Annotated in this window: 17 protein-coding genes; 4 read left to right on the top strand and 13 right to left on the bottom strand. The window is 39.8% G+C overall.

Annotation, left to right across the window (positions count from 1 at the left end; all coding sequences use genetic code 11):
* The first annotated feature begins 12 nt into the window (after positions 1–12).
* Positions 13–843 carry a formyltetrahydrofolate deformylase gene (purU, locus tag EU510_RS14990; protein WP_149594154.1) on the top strand — a complete coding sequence of 277 codons (831 nt, stop codon included), beginning with the start codon at positions 13–15 and terminating at the stop codon, positions 841–843.
* Between the two features lie 100 nt (positions 844–943).
* Here the strand turns inward: purU and EU510_RS14985 are convergent, their stop codons facing one another.
* Together EU510_RS14985 and acs are read right to left on the bottom strand one after the other, a co-directional pair.
* Complete coding sequence (locus tag EU510_RS14985) at positions 944–1,594, bottom strand: response regulator transcription factor (RefSeq protein WP_002958948.1); 651 nt, start codon at positions 1,592–1,594, stop codon at positions 944–946.
* A gap of 104 nt (positions 1,595–1,698) precedes the next feature.
* On the bottom strand, positions 1,699–3,639 hold the full coding sequence (gene acs, locus EU510_RS14980; RefSeq protein ID WP_149594153.1) for an acetate--CoA ligase: 1,941 nt from the start codon (positions 3,637–3,639) through the stop codon (positions 1,699–1,701).
* Between the two features lie 442 nt (positions 3,640–4,081).
* On the opposite strand from acs, the gene EU510_RS14975 reads away from it, so the two are divergent.
* Together EU510_RS14975 and EU510_RS14970 are read left to right on the top strand one after the other, a co-directional pair.
* A complete protein-coding gene (locus EU510_RS14975) occupies positions 4,082–5,248 on the top strand; it encodes a DcaP family trimeric outer membrane transporter (RefSeq protein ID WP_149594152.1) in 1,167 nt (388 codons plus the stop codon).
* A gap of 265 nt (positions 5,249–5,513) precedes the next feature.
* Positions 5,514–7,622 (top strand): TonB-dependent siderophore receptor, encoded by a 2,109-nt coding sequence (locus tag EU510_RS14970; RefSeq protein WP_149594151.1) that lies wholly within the window; start codon positions 5,514–5,516, stop codon positions 7,620–7,622.
* 449 nt (positions 7,623–8,071) lie between these two features.
* Here the strand turns inward: EU510_RS14970 and recA are convergent, their stop codons facing one another.
* Both recA and EU510_RS14960 read right to left on the bottom strand, forming a co-directional pair.
* Positions 8,072–9,115, bottom strand: a complete 1,044-nt coding sequence (gene recA / locus EU510_RS14965) for a recombinase RecA (protein WP_149594150.1) — start codon at positions 9,113–9,115, stop codon at positions 8,072–8,074.
* A gap of 58 nt (positions 9,116–9,173) precedes the next feature.
* A complete protein-coding gene (locus EU510_RS14960; protein WP_149594149.1) occupies positions 9,174–9,671 on the bottom strand; it encodes a CinA family protein in 498 nt (165 codons plus the stop codon).
* A gap of 21 nt (positions 9,672–9,692) precedes the next feature.
* Here EU510_RS14960 and mutS point away from each other — a divergent pair, with 21 nt between their 5' ends.
* Positions 9,693–12,278 (top strand): DNA mismatch repair protein MutS, encoded by a 2,586-nt coding sequence (gene mutS / locus EU510_RS14955; protein ID WP_149594148.1) that lies wholly within the window; start codon positions 9,693–9,695, stop codon positions 12,276–12,278.
* Positions 12,279–12,369: 91 nt separating this feature from the next.
* Here mutS and rpoS read toward each other — a convergent pair whose 3' ends face one another.
* From rpoS to ftsB, 9 genes are read right to left on the bottom strand one after another with little or no spacing between them, the layout of a single operon-like run.
* Complete coding sequence (rpoS, locus tag EU510_RS14950; protein WP_149594147.1) at positions 12,370–13,344, bottom strand: RNA polymerase sigma factor RpoS; 975 nt, start codon at positions 13,342–13,344, stop codon at positions 12,370–12,372.
* A gap of 35 nt (positions 13,345–13,379) precedes the next feature.
* Positions 13,380–14,204 carry a peptidoglycan DD-metalloendopeptidase family protein gene (locus EU510_RS14945; RefSeq protein WP_149594146.1) on the bottom strand — a complete coding sequence of 275 codons (825 nt, stop codon included), beginning with the start codon at positions 14,202–14,204 and terminating at the stop codon, positions 13,380–13,382.
* Positions 14,205–14,245: 41 nt separating this feature from the next.
* Positions 14,246–14,824, bottom strand: a complete 579-nt coding sequence (locus tag EU510_RS14940) for a YqaA family protein (protein ID WP_149594145.1) — start codon at positions 14,822–14,824, stop codon at positions 14,246–14,248.
* Between the two features lie 9 nt (positions 14,825–14,833).
* Positions 14,834–15,472: a protein-L-isoaspartate(D-aspartate) O-methyltransferase gene (locus EU510_RS14935; protein ID WP_149594144.1), complete on the bottom strand. Its 639-nt coding sequence runs from the start codon at positions 15,470–15,472 to the stop codon at positions 14,834–14,836.
* Entirely contained in the window at positions 15,462–16,226 is a 765-nt protein-coding gene (gene surE / locus EU510_RS14930; protein WP_149594143.1) for a 5'/3'-nucleotidase SurE, read from the bottom strand. Before surE ends, EU510_RS14935 begins: the two co-directional genes overlap by 11 nt.
* The gene (gene truD / locus EU510_RS14925) at positions 16,207–17,259 is read right to left on the bottom strand and encodes a tRNA pseudouridine(13) synthase TruD (RefSeq protein ID WP_149594142.1); all 1,053 of its coding nucleotides are present in this window, start codon (positions 17,257–17,259) and stop codon (positions 16,207–16,209) included. Before truD ends, surE begins: the two co-directional genes overlap by 20 nt.
* Positions 17,256–17,753 carry a 2-C-methyl-D-erythritol 2,4-cyclodiphosphate synthase gene (gene ispF, locus EU510_RS14920; RefSeq protein ID WP_149594141.1) on the bottom strand — a complete coding sequence of 166 codons (498 nt, stop codon included), beginning with the start codon at positions 17,751–17,753 and terminating at the stop codon, positions 17,256–17,258. Before ispF ends, truD begins: the two co-directional genes overlap by 4 nt.
* On the bottom strand, positions 17,750–18,451 hold the full coding sequence (ispD, locus tag EU510_RS14915; protein WP_149594140.1) for a 2-C-methyl-D-erythritol 4-phosphate cytidylyltransferase: 702 nt from the start codon (positions 18,449–18,451) through the stop codon (positions 17,750–17,752). Before ispD ends, ispF begins: the two co-directional genes overlap by 4 nt.
* Entirely contained in the window at positions 18,441–18,728 is a 288-nt protein-coding gene (gene ftsB / locus EU510_RS14910) for a cell division protein FtsB (protein WP_002958963.1), read from the bottom strand. The genes ispD and ftsB overlap by 11 nt, the downstream gene beginning before the upstream one ends.
* Position 18,729: the final 1 nt, after the last annotated feature.

Genomic DNA, 18,729 nt, shown 5'->3' with positions numbered 1-18,729 from the left:
AGAATGAGGAAAATGAGTTATATACTAACCACCCAATGTGCCGATGATGTAGGCTTAATAGCCAAAATTACAGGCCTGTGTCATGAACACAATTTAAACATTACACGTAATAACGAATTTGTAGATAAAGATGCAAAACGCTTTTTTATGCGTACAGAACTAACTGGTGAACCTCAAAGCGACTTTTTAGATAAGTTAGAAGCACTATTACCAAAAGGCGCTCAGCTTACTTTACATAATGGCGCTAAAACAAAAGTAGTTTTACTCGCCACTAAAGAGGCACACTGTTTAGGCACTGTGTTGCTTAAGCAATTTGAGCAAGCATTAAATATTGAAGTATTAGCTGTAATAGCTAACTACCCTGATTTAGAGCCCTTAGCAAAAGGTTTTGATGTACCTTTTCATTTTGTATCGCATGTAGGCTTAACTCGCGCAGAGCACGATAAACAAGTAGGTGATGTTATTGCCTCTTACAACCCAGATATTATTGGCTTAGCTAAATACATGCGTATTTTAAGCCCTGAGTTTGTTGGCCGTTTTGAAAATAAAATCATTAATATTCATCATTCATTTTTGCCTGCCTTTATTGGCGCAAAGCCTTATCACCAGGCTTTTGAGCGCGGTGTAAAAATTATTGGCGCAACGGCTCACTTTGTAAACAATGAGCTGGATGAAGGGCCTATCATTCTTCAAGACGTAACAAGCGTAACGCACGCTAATACTGCAGAAATGATGGCAAAAATGGGTAAAGACGTAGAGAAAACTGTATTTAGCAAAGCGCTCCAACTTGCCTCAGAACATAAGCTATTTATTAATGGTAATAAAACCGTGGTGTTTTCTTAGCATTATTCCAACTGCTTAATTATTCTACATATAAAAAATGCCAGCATTGTTGCTGGCATTTTTTTGCTCATAGATAAGCAAGTAACTTTTAAAATATAAATTATGCCTGCTCTATCGGTTCTAGTTTTAATTTTGCGGCAATTAAAACGGCTTGAGTACGATTGTACACGCCGAGTTTTCTAAATATGGCTGTAATGTGTGCTTTTACTGTCGCTTCTGATATGTGTAGTTCATAAGCAATTTGCTTATTAAGTAAACCTTCGTGCAAATATTGCAGCACTCGGTATTGTTGGGGCGTTAATGAGGCAACTTGCGCTGCTATTTCTCTATCTTCACCTTCAATTTCAGCTACTTTGTTTTTTAGCTCTTTTGGTAGCCATGTATCGCCTTCAAGTATTTGGTTAATCGCACTGGCAATATCATCAGACGATGATGATTTAGGAATAAAACCCATAGCGCCATAACCCATTACTTTAGAAACGATATTCACGTCTTCACTACCTGAAACAACGGCAATAGGTAAGCTTGGGTATTCTTCTCTAATACGAATAAGACCGTATAAATCACCATTACCTGGCATGTGAAGGTCTAGCAGTAATATATCAAGATCCTCTTGCTCGCTTAACACTTGCAGTGTGCTGTCAAAATCGGATGATTCAAAAACCTCTAAACCCTCAAATTTTGCGCTCAGTGCGCCCTTTAGTGCTTCACGAAATAACGGATGATCGTCCGCTATTAAAAACTGACTCATGGTTCACTCCTAATAAATTCGGCTGCCAGTTAGGTTTAAAACCTTTACTGACAGCCGATATACTACGTTTAGAATCAACTTGTAATCAAGTTTTTAACGCACATTTAACGATTTAATCTGTTCTCGATTAGTTCATCGACAACTGAAGGATCGGCAAGCGTTGATGTATCACCGAGTTGTTGGTGCTCATTTGCAGCGATTTTACGTAAAATACGACGCATAATCTTGCCTGAACGTGTTTTTGGCAAACCCGGGGACCATTGAATCATATCTGGAGAAGCGATTGGGCTGAGCTCTTTACGAACCCAATTACGTACCTCTTTAGTTAACTCATCGCTTACTGTTATACCTTCGTTAGGCGTAATGTAAACATAAATACCTTGGCCTTTAATATCATGCGGGTAACCCACTACTGCCGCTTCTGCTACTGCTTCGTGCGCAACTAGCGCGCTTTCTATCTCAGCGGTGCCTAATCGATGTCCCGAAACATTAAGTACGTCGTCTACTCGACCTGTGATCCAGTAATAACCATCTTCATCACGACGACAACCATCACCTGTAAAGTAAACTCCTGGGTAGGCGCTAAAATAAGTTTGTTCAAAACGTTCATGGTCGCCATAAACAGTTCTCGCTTGCGATGGCCAACTATCTAAAATAACTAAATTACCATCTACGGCACCTTCGAGTGTATTACCTTCAGCATCAAATAATGCAGGCGCAATACCAAAAAATGGATGTGTTGCAGAGCCTGGTTTTGTATCAGTAGCACCCGGAAGTGGTGTGATCATAATGCCACCGGTTTCTGTTTGCCACCACGTATCAACAATCGGGCAATTAGATTTACCAATACTCTCGTAATACCACGTCCACGCTTCTGGATTTATTGGCTCACCTACTGAACCTAAAATACGTAAGCTATCGCGATGTGACGAAGCTGTAGGCTCATCACCTTTAGCCATTAGTGCTCTAATTGCTGTAGGGGCGGTATATAAAATAGTCACACCGTGTTTATCAACTACTTCGCCCATACGCCCTGCAGTTGGATAAGTGGGTACACCTTCAAATAAAACTTGAGTACATCCGTTTACTAATGGCCCGTACGCAATATAACTGTGTCCTGTGATCCAACCTACATCGGCACTACACCAATACACATCGTCTTCTTTTAAATCAAATACGTACTCATGTGTCATTGATGAGTAAACTAAGTAGCCACCTGTGGTATGTACAACACCTTTAGGCTGACCCGTAGAACCTGATGTATACAGTATAAATAAAGGATCTTCAGCGTTCATAGGCTCAGGTTCACACTTTGCTGGTAAGTCAGCAACTAGCTCGTGCCACCAAATATCATGGTCATTCCAATCAACTTCACCGCCCGTTAATTGATGTACAATAACGTGCTCAATTGTGGTTACAGTTTCTTGCGATACCGCTTCATCTACATTTGCTTTTAATGGAACACAATTTCCTGCTCTGCGTCCTTCATCAGAAGTAATAACAACCTTAGCGCCAGAATCTCTAATACGATCAGCAATAGCCGATGGTGAAAAACCGCCAAATACAACAGAATGAATAGCACCAATACGTGCACAAGCTTGCATTGCATACACCGCTTGTGGAGTCATTGGCATATAAATAGCTACGCGGTCACCTTTTTGTACACCCAGTTTTTTTAAACCATTGGCAAATTTAGCCACTTCATCATGAAGTTTCTGATAAGTAATGTTCTCACTTTGAGAAGGATCATCACCTTCCCAAATAAGCGCAACTTTGTCTGCTTTCGTTTTTAAGTGGCGGTCAATACAGTTGTAAGACGCATTTAAATAGCCATCTTCATACCATTTAATGCTGATGTGGCCTTTATCAAAAGAGGTATTTTTAACTTTAGTGTAAGGAGTAGACCAATCGAGGCGTTTGCCATGCTCACCCCAAAAACTTTCAGGGTCATCAACAGATTGCTTATAAAGCGTATTATATTTATTTTTATCAATGAGAGTCGCATCTTTAATATGCGCAGGAACTGAATAGATACTTTGTGACATCTTCGTCTCCATTTAAATTACTTGCCTTAAGCTTTTATCAAGGATTACTCAGCAGTACTTTATTAAGTATTAGACCTTAGTTGTACTCTACTCCAATTTACTCATTTGTAGTTTATAATCCACCTGCTTTCAATTTTTTTACATAAATAATACAACGCGTTAAATGTAAGTAAATGCAAACTAATCAACTCTAAAACCTTAGTCTTATAGACCAATAGGTAATTGAGTAAATATTGCACATATTCAAAAGTGTTTGTGTACTTTAATAAAGATATTTGCGGTATTACGTGCTAAAGCTTTATTTAACGAATGAAAACAATATGTGTATTGAAAAGCGAAACTAACACCCTTTTTTATTCGTAAGTAATACTCGTAGCAAGTAATACAGCCTTACATGAAAAAAAAAGCAACAAACAACAAGTAGCCTATAAAGGACACCACAATGAAATTTACCCCATTAAAAACATTAGCAGCAAGCGCTGTATTATGTGCATTATCAAGCACTGCTTATGCAGCGACTGCCGCAAAAATTGGTGATACGGAATTTACTTACGGTGGATACATTAAACTCGACTCTATGTGGAGTGATTATTCAGCGGGTGCGCCTGCAGGCTCAAACGTAGGTCGTGACTTTTACGTACCAAGTACGCTAACAGTGGGCGATGATAACAGCTCAGATGCTGTATTTGATATGCATGCTCGTGAGTCACGCTTTAACTTTGGTACTTCAACGTTAATGGATAACGGCAAGACCGTAAAAACTAAAATTGAAATTGACTTTTTAGCCTCTGCAACTGGTGGTAATGAGCGAGTGTCAAACTCTTATGCACCACGTATTCGCCACGCGTTTGTTACTTACGATGGTTGGTTATTTGGTCAAACATGGTCTAACTTCCAAAATGTAGGCGCACTTGCTGAAACACTTGATTTTGTAGGTCCAGCTGAGGGCACTGTGTTTGTGCGTCAATCGCAAATTAAATATACAACTGGCGCATGGTCTTTCTCATTAGAAAACCCAGAAAGTACAATTTCTACGACTAGCGGTATGGTAGTCACTGATGATGCATCATTACCTGATTTTACAGCTCGTTATACTCACAAAGCAGATTGGGGTAATGTTGTTGTTGCAGCGCTGGCACGTCAACTTACTTACAAGGTCGGCGGTGTTGATGCTGATGAAACATCATTTGGTGTAAGTGCTTCAGGTAAAATAAACCTTGGAGAAGACAACCTTAAATTTATGCTTACTCAAGGTAAAGGCTTAGGCCGTTACGTAGGCTTAAACGTTGCACATGGCGCAGTACTTAATGGCGATGAACTAGATGCGATTGATTCAACTTCTGGTTTTGTTGCTTACCAGCACAAATGGACAAGCAAATGGCGCTCAACGTTCTTATACTCATTCTTTAGCGCTGATAACAACACTGATTTATTAGCTATTTCTGGCGATCCGACAGAATCGAGCCAAAGCTACAGCGCAAATATTCTATACTCACCGGTTAAACGCCTAACTTTTGGTGCTGAGCTAAAGCATGCTGAGCGTGAAACTGAAAGCGGCGTTGATGGAGATTTAGACCGCTTACAGTTTTCTGTTAAGTACTCTTTTTAATAGTAAAACCTAATTAATTTATAAAGCGGCCTAGGCCGCTTTTTTTATAATTCAATTTAAGTTAAAAAAACAACCATATTTTTATAAGCCGTATCGTTTATCCTAATCATAATATTATTTACAGACTAAGTAATTTCCCCTAAAGCAGCGTTAACGCGTTTACAAATGATAATAGTTTTTGTTTGAGTTTGTTGATTCTAAATAGTAGAATGTCCCAATTATTTAAATAAACACAAATAATATTAAATATTAATTAAGGGAAAACATGAAACTCAATCGCACTTTTGCACTTTCTTCATTAGTTTTAGCCATGGGCTTTTCAGCTCAAGCACAAGAAACATCAACCAAAAATACAGTTGAAAATAACAACGAAACAATGGAAGAAATATTAATAGTTGGTGTACGTCAAGACCGAGTTAGCCAAGGTGCTACTGGTTTAACTATGGAACTTAACGAAACACCACAATCTATTAGTGTAATAGGCGCAGAGCAACTTCAAAACTTTGCAGCAAACAGTATTAATGACGCAATGAAAATGGCAACGGGTATTACTGTAGAACAAGGTGAAACTAACCGTACACGATATACATCACGTGGTTTTGATATTAAAAGCACACAAGTTGATGGAGTTGGACTGCCTAATAACTGGGGCCTTGTTACAGGTGCAATGGAAAGTTATGGTTATGAAAAAATAGAAGTTATTCGTGGTGCTAATGGGCAATTAACAGGCGTTGGTAATGCTGCGGGTACAATTAACTATGTTCGAAAGCGTCCGACAAATGAGAATGAAGGTGAAGTAAGCATTTCTGTAGGTACTTATGGTTTAAAGCGCTTACAAGCTGATTATTCATTTTTATTAACAGATTCTGGTAGCTGGGCTGCACGTGTTGTTGGTGCTGCAGAAGGCTCTGATTCATACCTTGATGGTTTAGAAAACGATCGTACTTACTTCTCTGCTGTAGTTGATGGACAACTTACTGGTAATTCAACACTTTCATTTGGTGCTTCACATCAAGATGCCAATACAGATGGAACCATGTGGGGAGGATTACCACTTTCATATGCCGATGGTACACAAGCAGAGTGGGATGTAGGTACTAGTACTACTCAAGAGTGGACTAAATGGGATACGCTTAATACCACAGCTTTTATTGAATATACTTATGTATTCGATAATAATTGGGAAATTAAAACAACTTATAATTACCAAGACTCAGAAGATCAAAGCAAATTACTTTATCTTTATGACCCTTATGGAATGTTTGATAGTGAAACTAATTTAGGTTTAGCCAGTCTTCCTGGACGATATGATACAGAGTTCTCAGCTGATTTGTTTGATATAACGGCTAAGGGTGAATACAGCTTGTTTGGTCAAGAGCATGAGTTAATGCTTGGTGGAAGTATTTCACAAAGCACATCCTACTCTTTTACTAACTCTTACGATGATGCAACGACAGAAGCTTATGGTTTAGCTCCTGCTTTTCCATATGCTTTAGATGCGATCGCTGAACCAATTTGGGGCGAGCAAACTAAATATGCTGATATTGATGTTACTTTGAAGCGTTTTTTTGGTTCAACTAAATTAAATCTAACAAGTGACCTATTTGTTATTGCAGGCTTTAACGCTATCGATTATGAGCGCACAGGTTTTAGTCAAGGCGTTGATATAGATAATGATGAAAGTGAGGTAAGCCCTTACCTTGCAACAACGTATGCAATTAATGATGATATCAATGTATATGTAAGCTACTCCGATATTTATCAACCACAAGAGCAATACGATTACGACGGTAACTTTTTAGATCCAAGTAAAGGTGTTAATTACGAAGTAGGTGTTAAAACTCAATGGCTTGATGATCGCCTACTTGCAACCTTTGCAGTATTTAGTGCCAAACAAGATAATATTGCAACTTATGCTGGTCTAAATGCATCTGGGTTTACTTACTATAAAGGAGCAGATCAAGATACTCAGGGCTTTGAATTAGAATTAACCGGACATATAACTGATAATCTTAACGCTGTATTTGCTTATACATACCTAGATATTAATGATGACGCAGGCGATAGCTCTCACGAATGGGAACCTGAAAATGTTGTTAATTTTTCATTGGATTATACGCTCCCCCAACTACCTGAGTTTCAGGTTGGTTTAGCGGGTAAATGGCAATCGAAAACCGCGAATTTAGCCAGTAACGTTAAGCAGGATTCTTATTTACTTATGAATGCATTTGCTCGATGGAATGCTAGCGAAGACTTATCAATTCAAGCTAACATTGATAACATCACAGATGAAAAACATATTACTAGCTTAGCCAATGTTGGTTTTTATGGCTCTCCTATTAGCGGTAAAGTTAGCTTAACTTATCGCTTTTAAAGTTCTATTTTAATTAGGGCGCATTCTTAGCTCTTCTCCCGATTAAAATGTATAGCGTATGATTGCTTTGCTCTTCTTATACCAATCTGCTTATATATGGGGTCTATTTAACGTTAAGAAAATTACGCTAGAACTAGGCAAAAATTTTTGTATCTAGTTGTTCTAAATAAAAAATTTTTAACGACGTTATAGTGCTATTTAATTCGTTAAATTGATCAAAGATTTATGCAGGTTGGTATTAGTGTAGTAATTACTATTGCAGTGCAATAGCTCATGTGCTATGTAATCGTATATTTTTATAGGTTAAATTAAAAAACGACACACTTTTAGCGTGTCGTTTTATTTTTATCCGCTTTAAGTTTTGAACAACAAAAAAGCACTAACCATTGCTGATTAGCGCTCTTTAAAGCTCGGGTCAAACCAAGCTTAATAACTCATTTTGATGCAGTTTAAAGGTCTGCTTCGTCGCCTAACTTATCTTCACCGTCTTCTGGTTCAATAGTTGCTTTTAGTAAAAGCATGTCGCGTAATTTACCTTCAATCTCATCTGCAATTTCTGGGTTTTCTTTCAAAAACTTAATTGAGTTAGATTTACCTTGGCCAACTTTGTTACCACAGTAGCTATACCAAGCACCTGCTTTTTCAACAATTTTGTGCTTAACACCTAAGTCAATTAGCTCACCTTGCTTAGAAATACCTTCACCATACATGATAATAAATTCAGCTTGTTTAAACGGCGGCGCAACTTTGTTTTTAACAATTTTTACGCGGGTTTCATTACCAACAACTTCGTCGCCTTCTTTTACAGAACCAATACGACGAATATCTATACGAACTGACGCGTAAAACTTAAGTGCGTTACCCCCCGTTGTTGTTTCTGGGTTACCAAACATTACACCTATTTTCATACGAATTTGGTTAATGAAAATACATAACGTGTTAGAGCGTTTAATATTACCCGTAAGCTTACGTAATGCTTGTGACATTAAACGTGCTTGTAAGCCCATGTGCGAGTCGCCCATGTCGCCTTCAATTTCAGCTTTTGGTGTAAGCGCAGCAACCGAGTCAATAATAACTACGTCTACAGCACTTGAGCGTACTAACATGTCACAAATTTCTAGCGCTTGCTCACCGGTGTCTGGTTGAGAAACAAAAAGATCGTCAATGTTTACGCCTAATTTTTGTGCGTACACTGGATCTAGAGCATGCTCAGCATCGATAAAGGCACATGTTTTGCCTTCTTTTTGTGCAGCAGCGATAACTTGTAAAGTAAGCGTTGTTTTACCAGACGATTCAGGGCCGTATACTTCAACAATACGTCCCATAGGTAGGCCGCCTATGCCTAAAGCAATATCAATACCTAATGAGCCTGTAGATACAGATTCAATATTTAACGCTTTGTTATCACCCAATTTCATGATTGAGCCTTTACCAAATTGACGTTCAATTTGTGATAGTGCTGCGTCTAACGCTTTTTGTTTGTTATCGTTCATTTTGTTCTCCAATCCAGCTAATGCAGACAAGTATACTGTATGAAATCACAGTATCAAGCTAATTTTTTAATTTTATCTCATCTATTACACTTTTCAATGCAAATACAATAGCTTGCAGCCTAACTTGAGCTCTATCACCAGTAAATATTTGTTTAAAGGTCAGTACTTTGTCATTAATTTGTATGCCAAACCACACGAGTCCTACAGGTTTGCCATCAGTAGCACCTCCGGGGCCCGCAATGCCAGATACAGCTATAGATATATTTGAATTTGTTGCCTTAATAGCACCGATTGCCATTTCACGTACAGTTTGCTCGCTCACTGCACCATATTGCGCTAATGTGCCTGCACTCACATTTAGTAAATCTTGCTTTGCTTGGTTACTGTAAGTGACAAATGCACGGTCAATATAAGCTGAGCTTCCAGGGGTATCGGTAAGCGCATAACTCACTCCGCCACCAGTACATGACTCAGCAGTAGTGATCCATAAGCATTTATCCGTTAAAATAGCGCCTAATTGCGCAGCAAGTGTTTTAATCTCTTGATGTAATTCCATATTCAGCCTTTGGGTAAATACATGTCGTTTGATCTTTATGCACCACACACTATAAAACAACAAACCCCTATGATGCAGCAGTATCTAAAAATAAAATCAGAGCATCGCGATATTTTATTGTTTTATCGTATGGGCGATTTTTACGAACTCTTTTTTGATGACGCAAAACGCGCAGCTCAACTGCTCGATATTTCGCAAACTCATCGCGGTAAAGCTGGCGGCGACCCTATCCCTATGGCGGGCGTACCTTATCATGCGGTAGAAAACTACTTAGCTCGTTTGGTACAAATGGGCGAGTCAGTTGCTATTTGTGAACAAGTGGGTGACCCCGCAACCAGTAAAGGCCCTGTCGATCGAAAAGTTGTTCGTATAGTTACACCCGGTACAATTTCTGACGAAGCGCTTTTACAAGAACGACAAGACAACTTACTTACTAGCGTTTGGCAAAGTAAAAAAGGCCTATATGGCATTGCATACCTTGATATTAACTCGGGTCGCTTTAACATTGTTGAAGTAAATACCGACGAAGCCTTTAGCTCAACTATTCAACGCCTATCGCCAGCAGAACTTTTGTATAGCGAAAGCTTTGAGAACGTTCATTTAATTGAGCATATAAAAGGCGCTCGTCGTCGCCCAGAGTGGGAATTCGACTTAGATACGGCTCAGCACTTATTATGCGAGCAGTTTGGTACTAAAGATTTAGTGGGGTTTGGCGTAGATAAAGCCCACAGCGCACTTGTTGCTGCAGGTTGTTTAATGCAATACGTAAAAGATACACAACGTATTGCACTGCCGCATATTCGTGCAATTACACTTGAACACAACGAGCATGCAGTTATTTTAGATGCCGCAACACGTAAAAATTTAGAGCTTACCGTTAATTTATCGGGCGGGTTTGAAAATACACTTGCTCAAGTACTTGATAAAACAGCAACGCCAATGGGATCTCGCTTACTTAAGCGCCGTATTCATACACCAATTCGTAATAAAGACGAGCTAAATTCACGCTTAAATGCAATTAGTGCAATTTTAGACGTACAACTTTGCGGTGAATTACACGAATCATTAAAAGAGATTGGTGATGTAGAGCGTGTTATTGCACGCCTAGCTTTATGCACAGCTCGCCCGCGCGATTTAACTCGCCTGCGCAGTGCATTACAAGCACTTGCACCACTGCATACTTTGTTAGCTGACGCTAACAATCCTCGTATAGCGGGTATTATCAAGCACTCGCCTGAGCTCCCTGATTTACAAGAGTTATTAGAACGTGCAGTTATCGATAACCCACCGGTACTAATTCGTGACGGTGGCGTTATTGCCCCTGGTTACAACAGTGAACTTGATGAATGGCGTAACTTAAGCAAAGGTGCAACCGATGTACTTGAGCAGCTTGAACAACGCGAGCGTGAACGTACAGGCATTAGTACATTAAAAATTGGCTATAACCGAGTACACGGCTTTTTTATTGAAGTAAGTAGAGCTAATGCGCACTTGGTTCCAGCCGACTACATTCGTCGCCAAACGCTTAAAAATAATGAACGTTACATTATTCCAGAGCTTAAGGAACACGAGGATAAAGTACTCGGTAGCCAATCAAAAGCTCTCGCGCTTGAAAAGCAATTATATGAAGAGCTATTTAGATTTATTGCTCCGCATATTGAGCAATTACAAATGATGGCAGCAGCGCTGGCTGATTTAGACGTATTAAATAATCTGGCCGAACGTGCATTTGCACTCAATTATGCAAAACCAGAATTGTGCGATAACGACAATATAAGCATTAAACAAGGTCGTCACCCTGTTGTTGAGCAAGTAATGAAAGAACCGTTTATTGCCAACCCTGTAGAGTTAAACAGCCAACGTAAAATGCTCATTATTACTGGTCCAAACATGGGCGGTAAATCAACCTATATGCGCCAAACAGCACTTATTGTTCTCATGGCGCATATTGGTAGTTACGTGCCCGCAGACAGCGCTAAAATTGGTAATATCGACCGTATATTTACACGTATTGGTGCAAGCGACGATTTAGCATCAGGTCGCTCAACCTTCATGGTAGAAATGACCGAAACCGCCACTATTTTAAATAATGCCACTGCGCAGTCTTTAGTATTAATGGATGAAATTGGCCGCGGTACAAGTACCTACGATGGTTTATCGCTTGCATATGCGACAGCCGATCATTTAGCGTCCAAAATATCAGCTAAAACATTATTTGCTACGCATTACTTTGAGTTAACAGAACTTGCTGAGCAAACAACGGGCCTTGTAAACGTCCATCTTGATGCAATAGAGCATAACGATACAATCGCCTTTATGCACACCGTACTTGATGGCGCTGCAAGTAAAAGCTTTGGCTTACAAGTAGCTGCCCTTGCGGGTGTGCCAAAAGCTGTGATTGCACAAGCAAAGCAAAAACTTAAGTTACTTGAAAATCATCAAAGCGTTACTGCACCAAATACAGAGCAACAAGCCTTTACTTTTAATAACGAAATTGTACAAAGTGCCCCTTCTGAAGTTGATGAGCAGTTAAGTGCAATTGACCCTGATAATTTATCGCCACGCCAAGCGCACGATTTGTTATATAAACTAAAAGCATTGTTGTAATTTATATCATCTAATGTACAAGCATAAAAAAAGCCGAAGAATAAATTCTTCGGCTTTTTAACACACATAGTCTTTTAAGTTATTTTACCAGTTACGAAAACTGATTAAACAAGCTATCTGTACTTAAACCTTCTTGTTGTAAAATGTCTTTTAGACGACGTAATGCTTCTACCTGAATTTGTCTTACACGTTCCCGTGTTAAGCCTATTTCACGGCCTACATCTTCAAGTGTCGATGGCTCGTAGCCAAGTAATCCAAATCGACGTGCTAACACTTCGCGCTGTTTAGGGTTTAATTCACCTAACCAATCTACAATGTGCTTATTAATATCATTATTTTGTACTTCGCCTTCAGGTCCTGCACTTTTTTCATCAGGAATGATATCAAGTAAAACACTGTCATTTTCACCACCAATCGGCATGTCTACTGATGCAATTCTTTCGTTTAAACGTAGCATCTTAGTTACGTCTTCAACGGGTCTATCTAGGCAAGCTGCAATTTCGTCAGCTGTTGGCTCATGGTCAAGTTTTTGAGTTAATTCTCGAGCTGTACGTAAATAAACATTAAGTTCTTTAACTACATGAATAGGTAAGCGAATGGTGCGAGTTTGATTCATAATGGCACGTTCAATTGTTTGACGTATCCACCATGTAGCGTAAGTCGAAAATCTAAAGCCGCGTTCAGGGTCAAATTTTTCAACTGCGCGAATTAAACCTAAGTTACCCTCTTCAATTAAATCGAGTAAAGCAAGGCCACGATTATTGTAACGACGTGCTATTTTAACAACTAAACGTAGGTTACTTTCAATCATACGTTTACGTGAGGCTTCACAACCTCTAAGTGATTTACGAGAAAAAAACACTTCTTCTTCTGCACTAAGCAAAGGAGAAAAACCAATTTCGCCTAAATAAAGTTGGGTTGCATCAAGATTTTTAGTGACTTCTTCTTTAGCAAAAATTTCATCATCTTCTACTTTATCTAGTAGAGTTGTGCTTTCATCAGCAGCGATGTCATCGAATTTTTCGTCAGTCGTAGTGTGTGTGTCAAGTTTTGCTGCGCTAGCCATAAGCCTTCTCCCGAGCAATTATCAATACCTAAAAATTAGGGTAGGTATTTAGCAGGATTGACAGCTTGCCCTCGGTAGCGAATTTCAAAACGAAGCGCGGTGACCGGAGACTCTGAATTACCAATTTCTGCTATTTTTTGTCCTGCCTTAACCTTCTGCTTTTCTTTAACAAGTAATTTCGAGTTATGTGCGTAAGCACTTAGGTAATCATCATTATGTTTCAATATGATTAAACTACCGTACCCTCGAAGAGCGTTACCCGCGTACACCACAGTTCCTTGTGCCGCGGCTAAGACTGAAGCCCCTTTGCGATTAGTAATCTGTAAACCTTTATAACCGTTTTCCTTATTAGAAAAGCGTTTGGTAATTTTGCCCTTTGCAGGCCAAGACCACTTAACTTTACTGCTCGACAAACGTTTAGTATTACTAACTTTGTTACTGGCTTGTTTCTGAACATACTCTCGTTGTTTTGGGGGATCAAGCTCTTTCTTTAATATTATGTTATTTTTTTGTGTTTTTTTTGTGGACTTTTTACTCGGGTTCGTATATTTTTCATCCCTTTTAATTTTTTTAGGCTTAGGGATTAAAGAGATATTTTGCCCAGGAAAAATAGTGTAAGGTGATGGAATTGAATTGTTTTTTGCAAGTAATCTAAAGTCTTGCCCAGCACTAAAGGCAATAGAATAAAGCGTATCTCCTTTTTGTACTTTATAGCTAGTCCCATTAATGTTAATAGTATGACCTAAATCATTAACATTATTATTTAAGCTACTAACAGGTGCAGGAACATGGCGAGAAGAGCAACCAAAGAGAAAAATACTAATAAATATAGCTACATACAGTAAACACTGTTTATTCATTGTATTTTTCCCCTAAATTAGAAAATTGATATTTTTAACGCTTAACGTAATAAAAAGTAAGCTAGCGCAATTAATATCACTAATCCCCAACCAAGTATTTCAATATACTGACGTAATTTTCGCTCCATTTGAGCTCCGCCCCACTTCATTAAGGCTGAAACTAAAAAGAATCGCGCACCGCGTCCAATGGCTGATGCTATTAAAAATGGCAAAAATGCCATTTGCAAAACCCCTGCGCCAATCGTAAATACTTTATATGGTATCGGCGAAAAACCAGCTAAAAACACAACCCAAACACCGTAATCTTTAAACCAATTGAGTGCGATATCAAACTTTTCTTGCCAATGCATTTGCGCAATTAATGGCTCAACAACGGGTTCAAATAACCAAAAACCGAGTAAGTAGCCAATTATGCCACCACAAACCGACGCTATTGTGGCAAAGCTCGCAAAGCGCCATGCTTTTTTAGGTTGCGCAAGCGACATAGGTGCAAGCATGACATCGGGTGGTATTGGAAAAAAAACAGACTCTGCAAAGCTCATTGCAGCTAAATAACGTTCCGCATGACGGTGTTTTGCCCACACTAGGGCCATATCGTATAACTTGGTAAACAACTTCAAAATGAATTCCTATTCAATATCGCCAGGTACTAGCGGCACAAATCTAACAGGAGCAATAACATGCTCTTTATAATTATCGCCTTTGCGGATAACCATTACTAATTTTTGAACACTCTCACCAATTGGCGCTAATAACACGCCACCATCGGCCAACTGAGCAAGTAAATCTTGCGGAACTTTAGAAGCCGCAGCAGTCACTATAATACCATCAAACGGCGCTTGTGATTGCCAGCCTTGCCAACCATCGCCATGCTTCATGGTTACATTATATAAATCGAGTTGCTGCAAACGTCTTTTTGCCTGCCACTGAAGTGTTTTAATACGCTCTACCGAGTAAACCTTCGTAAACGTTTTGGCCAATACTGCAGTTTGATATCCAGAGCCGGTACCTATTTCTAGCACTTTATTGCGCACACCAGCTAAGCGAAGTAGCTCTGTCATACGCGCTACTATATAAGGCTGAGAAATTGTTTGTCCTTGTCCAATAGGTAGCGCTGTATTTTCATAGGCTTTGTGTTTTAGCACATCATCTATAAAAATATGGCGCGGAATATCAGCTATAGCACTGAGTACTTGTGTATCTTCAACGCCTTCACGCTTTAGTAAGTCAGATAGCGCTTTTGCACTGCGGGTATAATTAGCGAGCACGATTAATCTCCAAATCGGCTAACCACTCTCCTACTGCTTTTAAGCTATCTTTAGCTGTCATATCAACACTCAGTGGCGTCACCGATGCATAGCCATTGTTAATAGCGTGAAAATCGGTCCCCTCTCCTGCATCGCTTTCAGTCCCTAGCGATCCATACCAATAAATATCACGACCCCAAGGATCGGTTTGTTTAGTCATAGTTTCGGCTTTATGGCGAGTGCCTAGGCGTGTTACTTGCACCCCTTTTAATTCACTTAATGGAATATCTGGCACATTAATATTTATTATTTGATCTTTTGGCAGCGGGTGCGAAGCCAAGCCTTTAATAATATTTACGGTAACCGCGGCGGCTGTTTCAAAATGATCGCCATTATGTGAGCAAAGCGATACCGCAATTGCAGGCAGACCTAAATGGCGACCTTCAGTTGCAGCCGCAACAGTACCGGAATAAAGCGTGTCATCGCCTAAATTGGCACCATGATTAATACCTGCAACAACTAGATCTGGCTTTTCATCAGCTAACTGATTTACACCTAAATGTACACAATCAGTAGGTGTGCCATTAACTGACATAAAACCATTTTCGAGTGTAGTCGCTCGTAGTGGGTTCATAAGTGTTAAAGAATTACTTGCGCCACTACAGTTGCGATCAGGTGCAACAAGGGTTACATCTGCAATTTGTATAAGCGCCTGATATAAAACCGCAATGCCTTTGGCATTTACGCCATCATCGTTACTTAACAGTATCTTCATTTATGCCATTATCCTTTTCTTTGCGCTCTCGAGGGCTAGCATCAGTGTAATCCACCAGCTCACGTAATAATGCGGTTGCAAAACACCCTTTTGGCAAACCAAAGCTTAGTTTTAGTGTGGTTTCATCAAGTGTTTCAACGGTTAAGTTTTGTGGAATTAAGCGCAGCATTCGGCGCTCATTTTTAAGGCCTAACTCACCTAAACCATCACACCATGTTTGGAAAGGTTCGAGCCAAATTTTTTCTTGCTCGGTTAAGCCTTTTTCACTTTTACCCACCATAGGTGCCGACATCATAATATCGCCAGTGGCTAATCGCTCTATGTTTTCGTCATTAATTGCATCTTCAAAAAATGCATTACTGCCGCTGAGCATAAATACTTCACGGTGCATTGTTTTAGCTAAACCATGCTCTTTTACACGTAAGCTCACTAACTGATTAAATACATGCGACCGTGCTGCTGAAATAATAATACCGCGCAACTTTTTATCGCGAATACGCTCACCGGCAAACATTTTTTCAGCCATAACTAAGTTATGACCACCATGACCAAAGCGCTGTTCACCAAAGTAATTAGGCACACCTGCGCGTACTGCGTTAATACGGCATAAAATATCAAGAGGCTTGGTTACGTTACGAAGCGTAATAGTAAATTTATTACCTTTGTGGCAGCCCGTACGTAACTTACGGTCGTGGCGCTGTTGCGACACAATAAAAATACTCTCACTATTCAAATCACTAAAATCGATAGGCTTTTTTATTGGTACTTTTACACTAAACCACTGTGAGCACACACCGTGGCGATCTTTCATGCCTGCATAGCTTACGTCGCGCGGTGAAACACCCGCACGCTGTGCAATTAGCTTTGCAACGTATTGCGTGTTTTCGCCTTTTTTAACCACCTGCAAACACACGTGTTCGCCACTGCCGGTAAATTCTATACCTAGGTCTTCATCAACCATAAAGTCTTCAGCTGTGGTTTTAAAATCAGCTTTAGAAAGCGGTGCACCGTATAAATAATTTAAATCGCTCATGCGTTTTTTGTACTCGCAAGCTCTTTACTCATAATAACCACCGCATGGCTCGAAATACCTTCTTTGCGCCCTTCAAAGCCTAGCTTTTCGGTAGTAGTGGCTTTAACGTTAATTTGGCTAAGGTCGCAATTTAAATCGCTGGCTAAATTAGCGCGCATAGCTTGAATATGAGGCAACATTTTTGGTGCCTGAGCAACAATAGTCACATCGCCATTGCCAAGTACATAACCTTGCTTTTTAGCTAAGCCCACCACATGGCGAAGTAAAATACGGCTATCGATATTTTCATACTCGCTTGCCGTATCTGGAAAGTGCTTACCAATATCACCCATTGCAAGTGAGCCTAAAATAGCATCGCATAATGCATGAATAGCAACATCACCATCTGAGTGCGCTAAAAAGCCCTGTGGGTAATCAATTTTTTCACCACAAATAGTTAACGGGCCTTCGCCGCCAAATTTATGTACGTCAAAACCATGGCCAATTCGTATCATAATCCACTCTCGTTTTTTTGTTTATGTAATAAAAACCCAGCCAGGTCTAAATCCTCTGGCGTGGTTATTTTAATATTATCGCTACGACCTGCTACAAGCTTAACCGGTTTACCCGCCCACTCAATTGCACTGGCTTCATCGGTAATAGTAGCCCCGCTTGCTAATGCATTTTGCAGTGCATTTTTAAGCTCGTCATATTTAAAAAACTGCGGGGTAAGGGCTTGCCATAAATCGTCTCGTGGCACAGTTTGTAGGGCATGAGTGTGGCCACGTTTTATGGTGTCTTTTACTTTACTAGCTAAAATACCGCCTTCATCAGCGTTTATGCATTCGTCAATCAGACGCTCTATATCACTAATATTAACTAATGGACGAGCGGCATCATGCACCAACACCCATGTTGGTGGGTTAGGCGCTAAAAAAAGCAAGCTGTTAAGCACCGAGTCGGCTCGCTCTTTACCGCCACTGGCTCGCACAATGCGATTATCAAGCAGTGGGAGTTCGTCAAAATAGGGGTCGCTGTCGCTAAGGGCAACAACAATAGTGCGTAATTGAGGTAATTGAGAAAGTTTAGCTAAGGTGTGTTCTAAAATGGTTTTACCGGCTAATTGTATATATTGCTTAGGCGCATTGTGCTGCATTCTACTGCCAACACCCGCCGCAGGTACAATTGCTGCAATAGTCTGTTTATTTGTCATATTGTTTGCCCGGTAAAACACGAATAAATGTTTCGTCCGGTTTAATCATTCCCAATTCGTTGCGTGCACGCTCTTCAATGCCTTCTTGGCCAAGCTTTAAGTCTTCAATATCGGCTTTAAGTACTTTATTACGTTTAATGAGTTTTTCGTTGGTTTGATGATGCGACGTTACTGCACCTTTTAGTCGTGTGTAGTCTTGTAAACCATTATGACCAAACCATAACCTGTATTGTACAAACAGTGCTAAGCACAGTAAGCCAACTTGAAAAATACGCATT

This window comes from Pseudoalteromonas sp. FUC4, from assembly GCF_008370255.1.
Lineage (GTDB): Bacteria > Pseudomonadota > Gammaproteobacteria > Enterobacterales > Alteromonadaceae > Pseudoalteromonas.
Note: the sequence above shows the minus strand (reverse complement) of the source record. Positions and strands in the feature narration are given on the sequence as shown.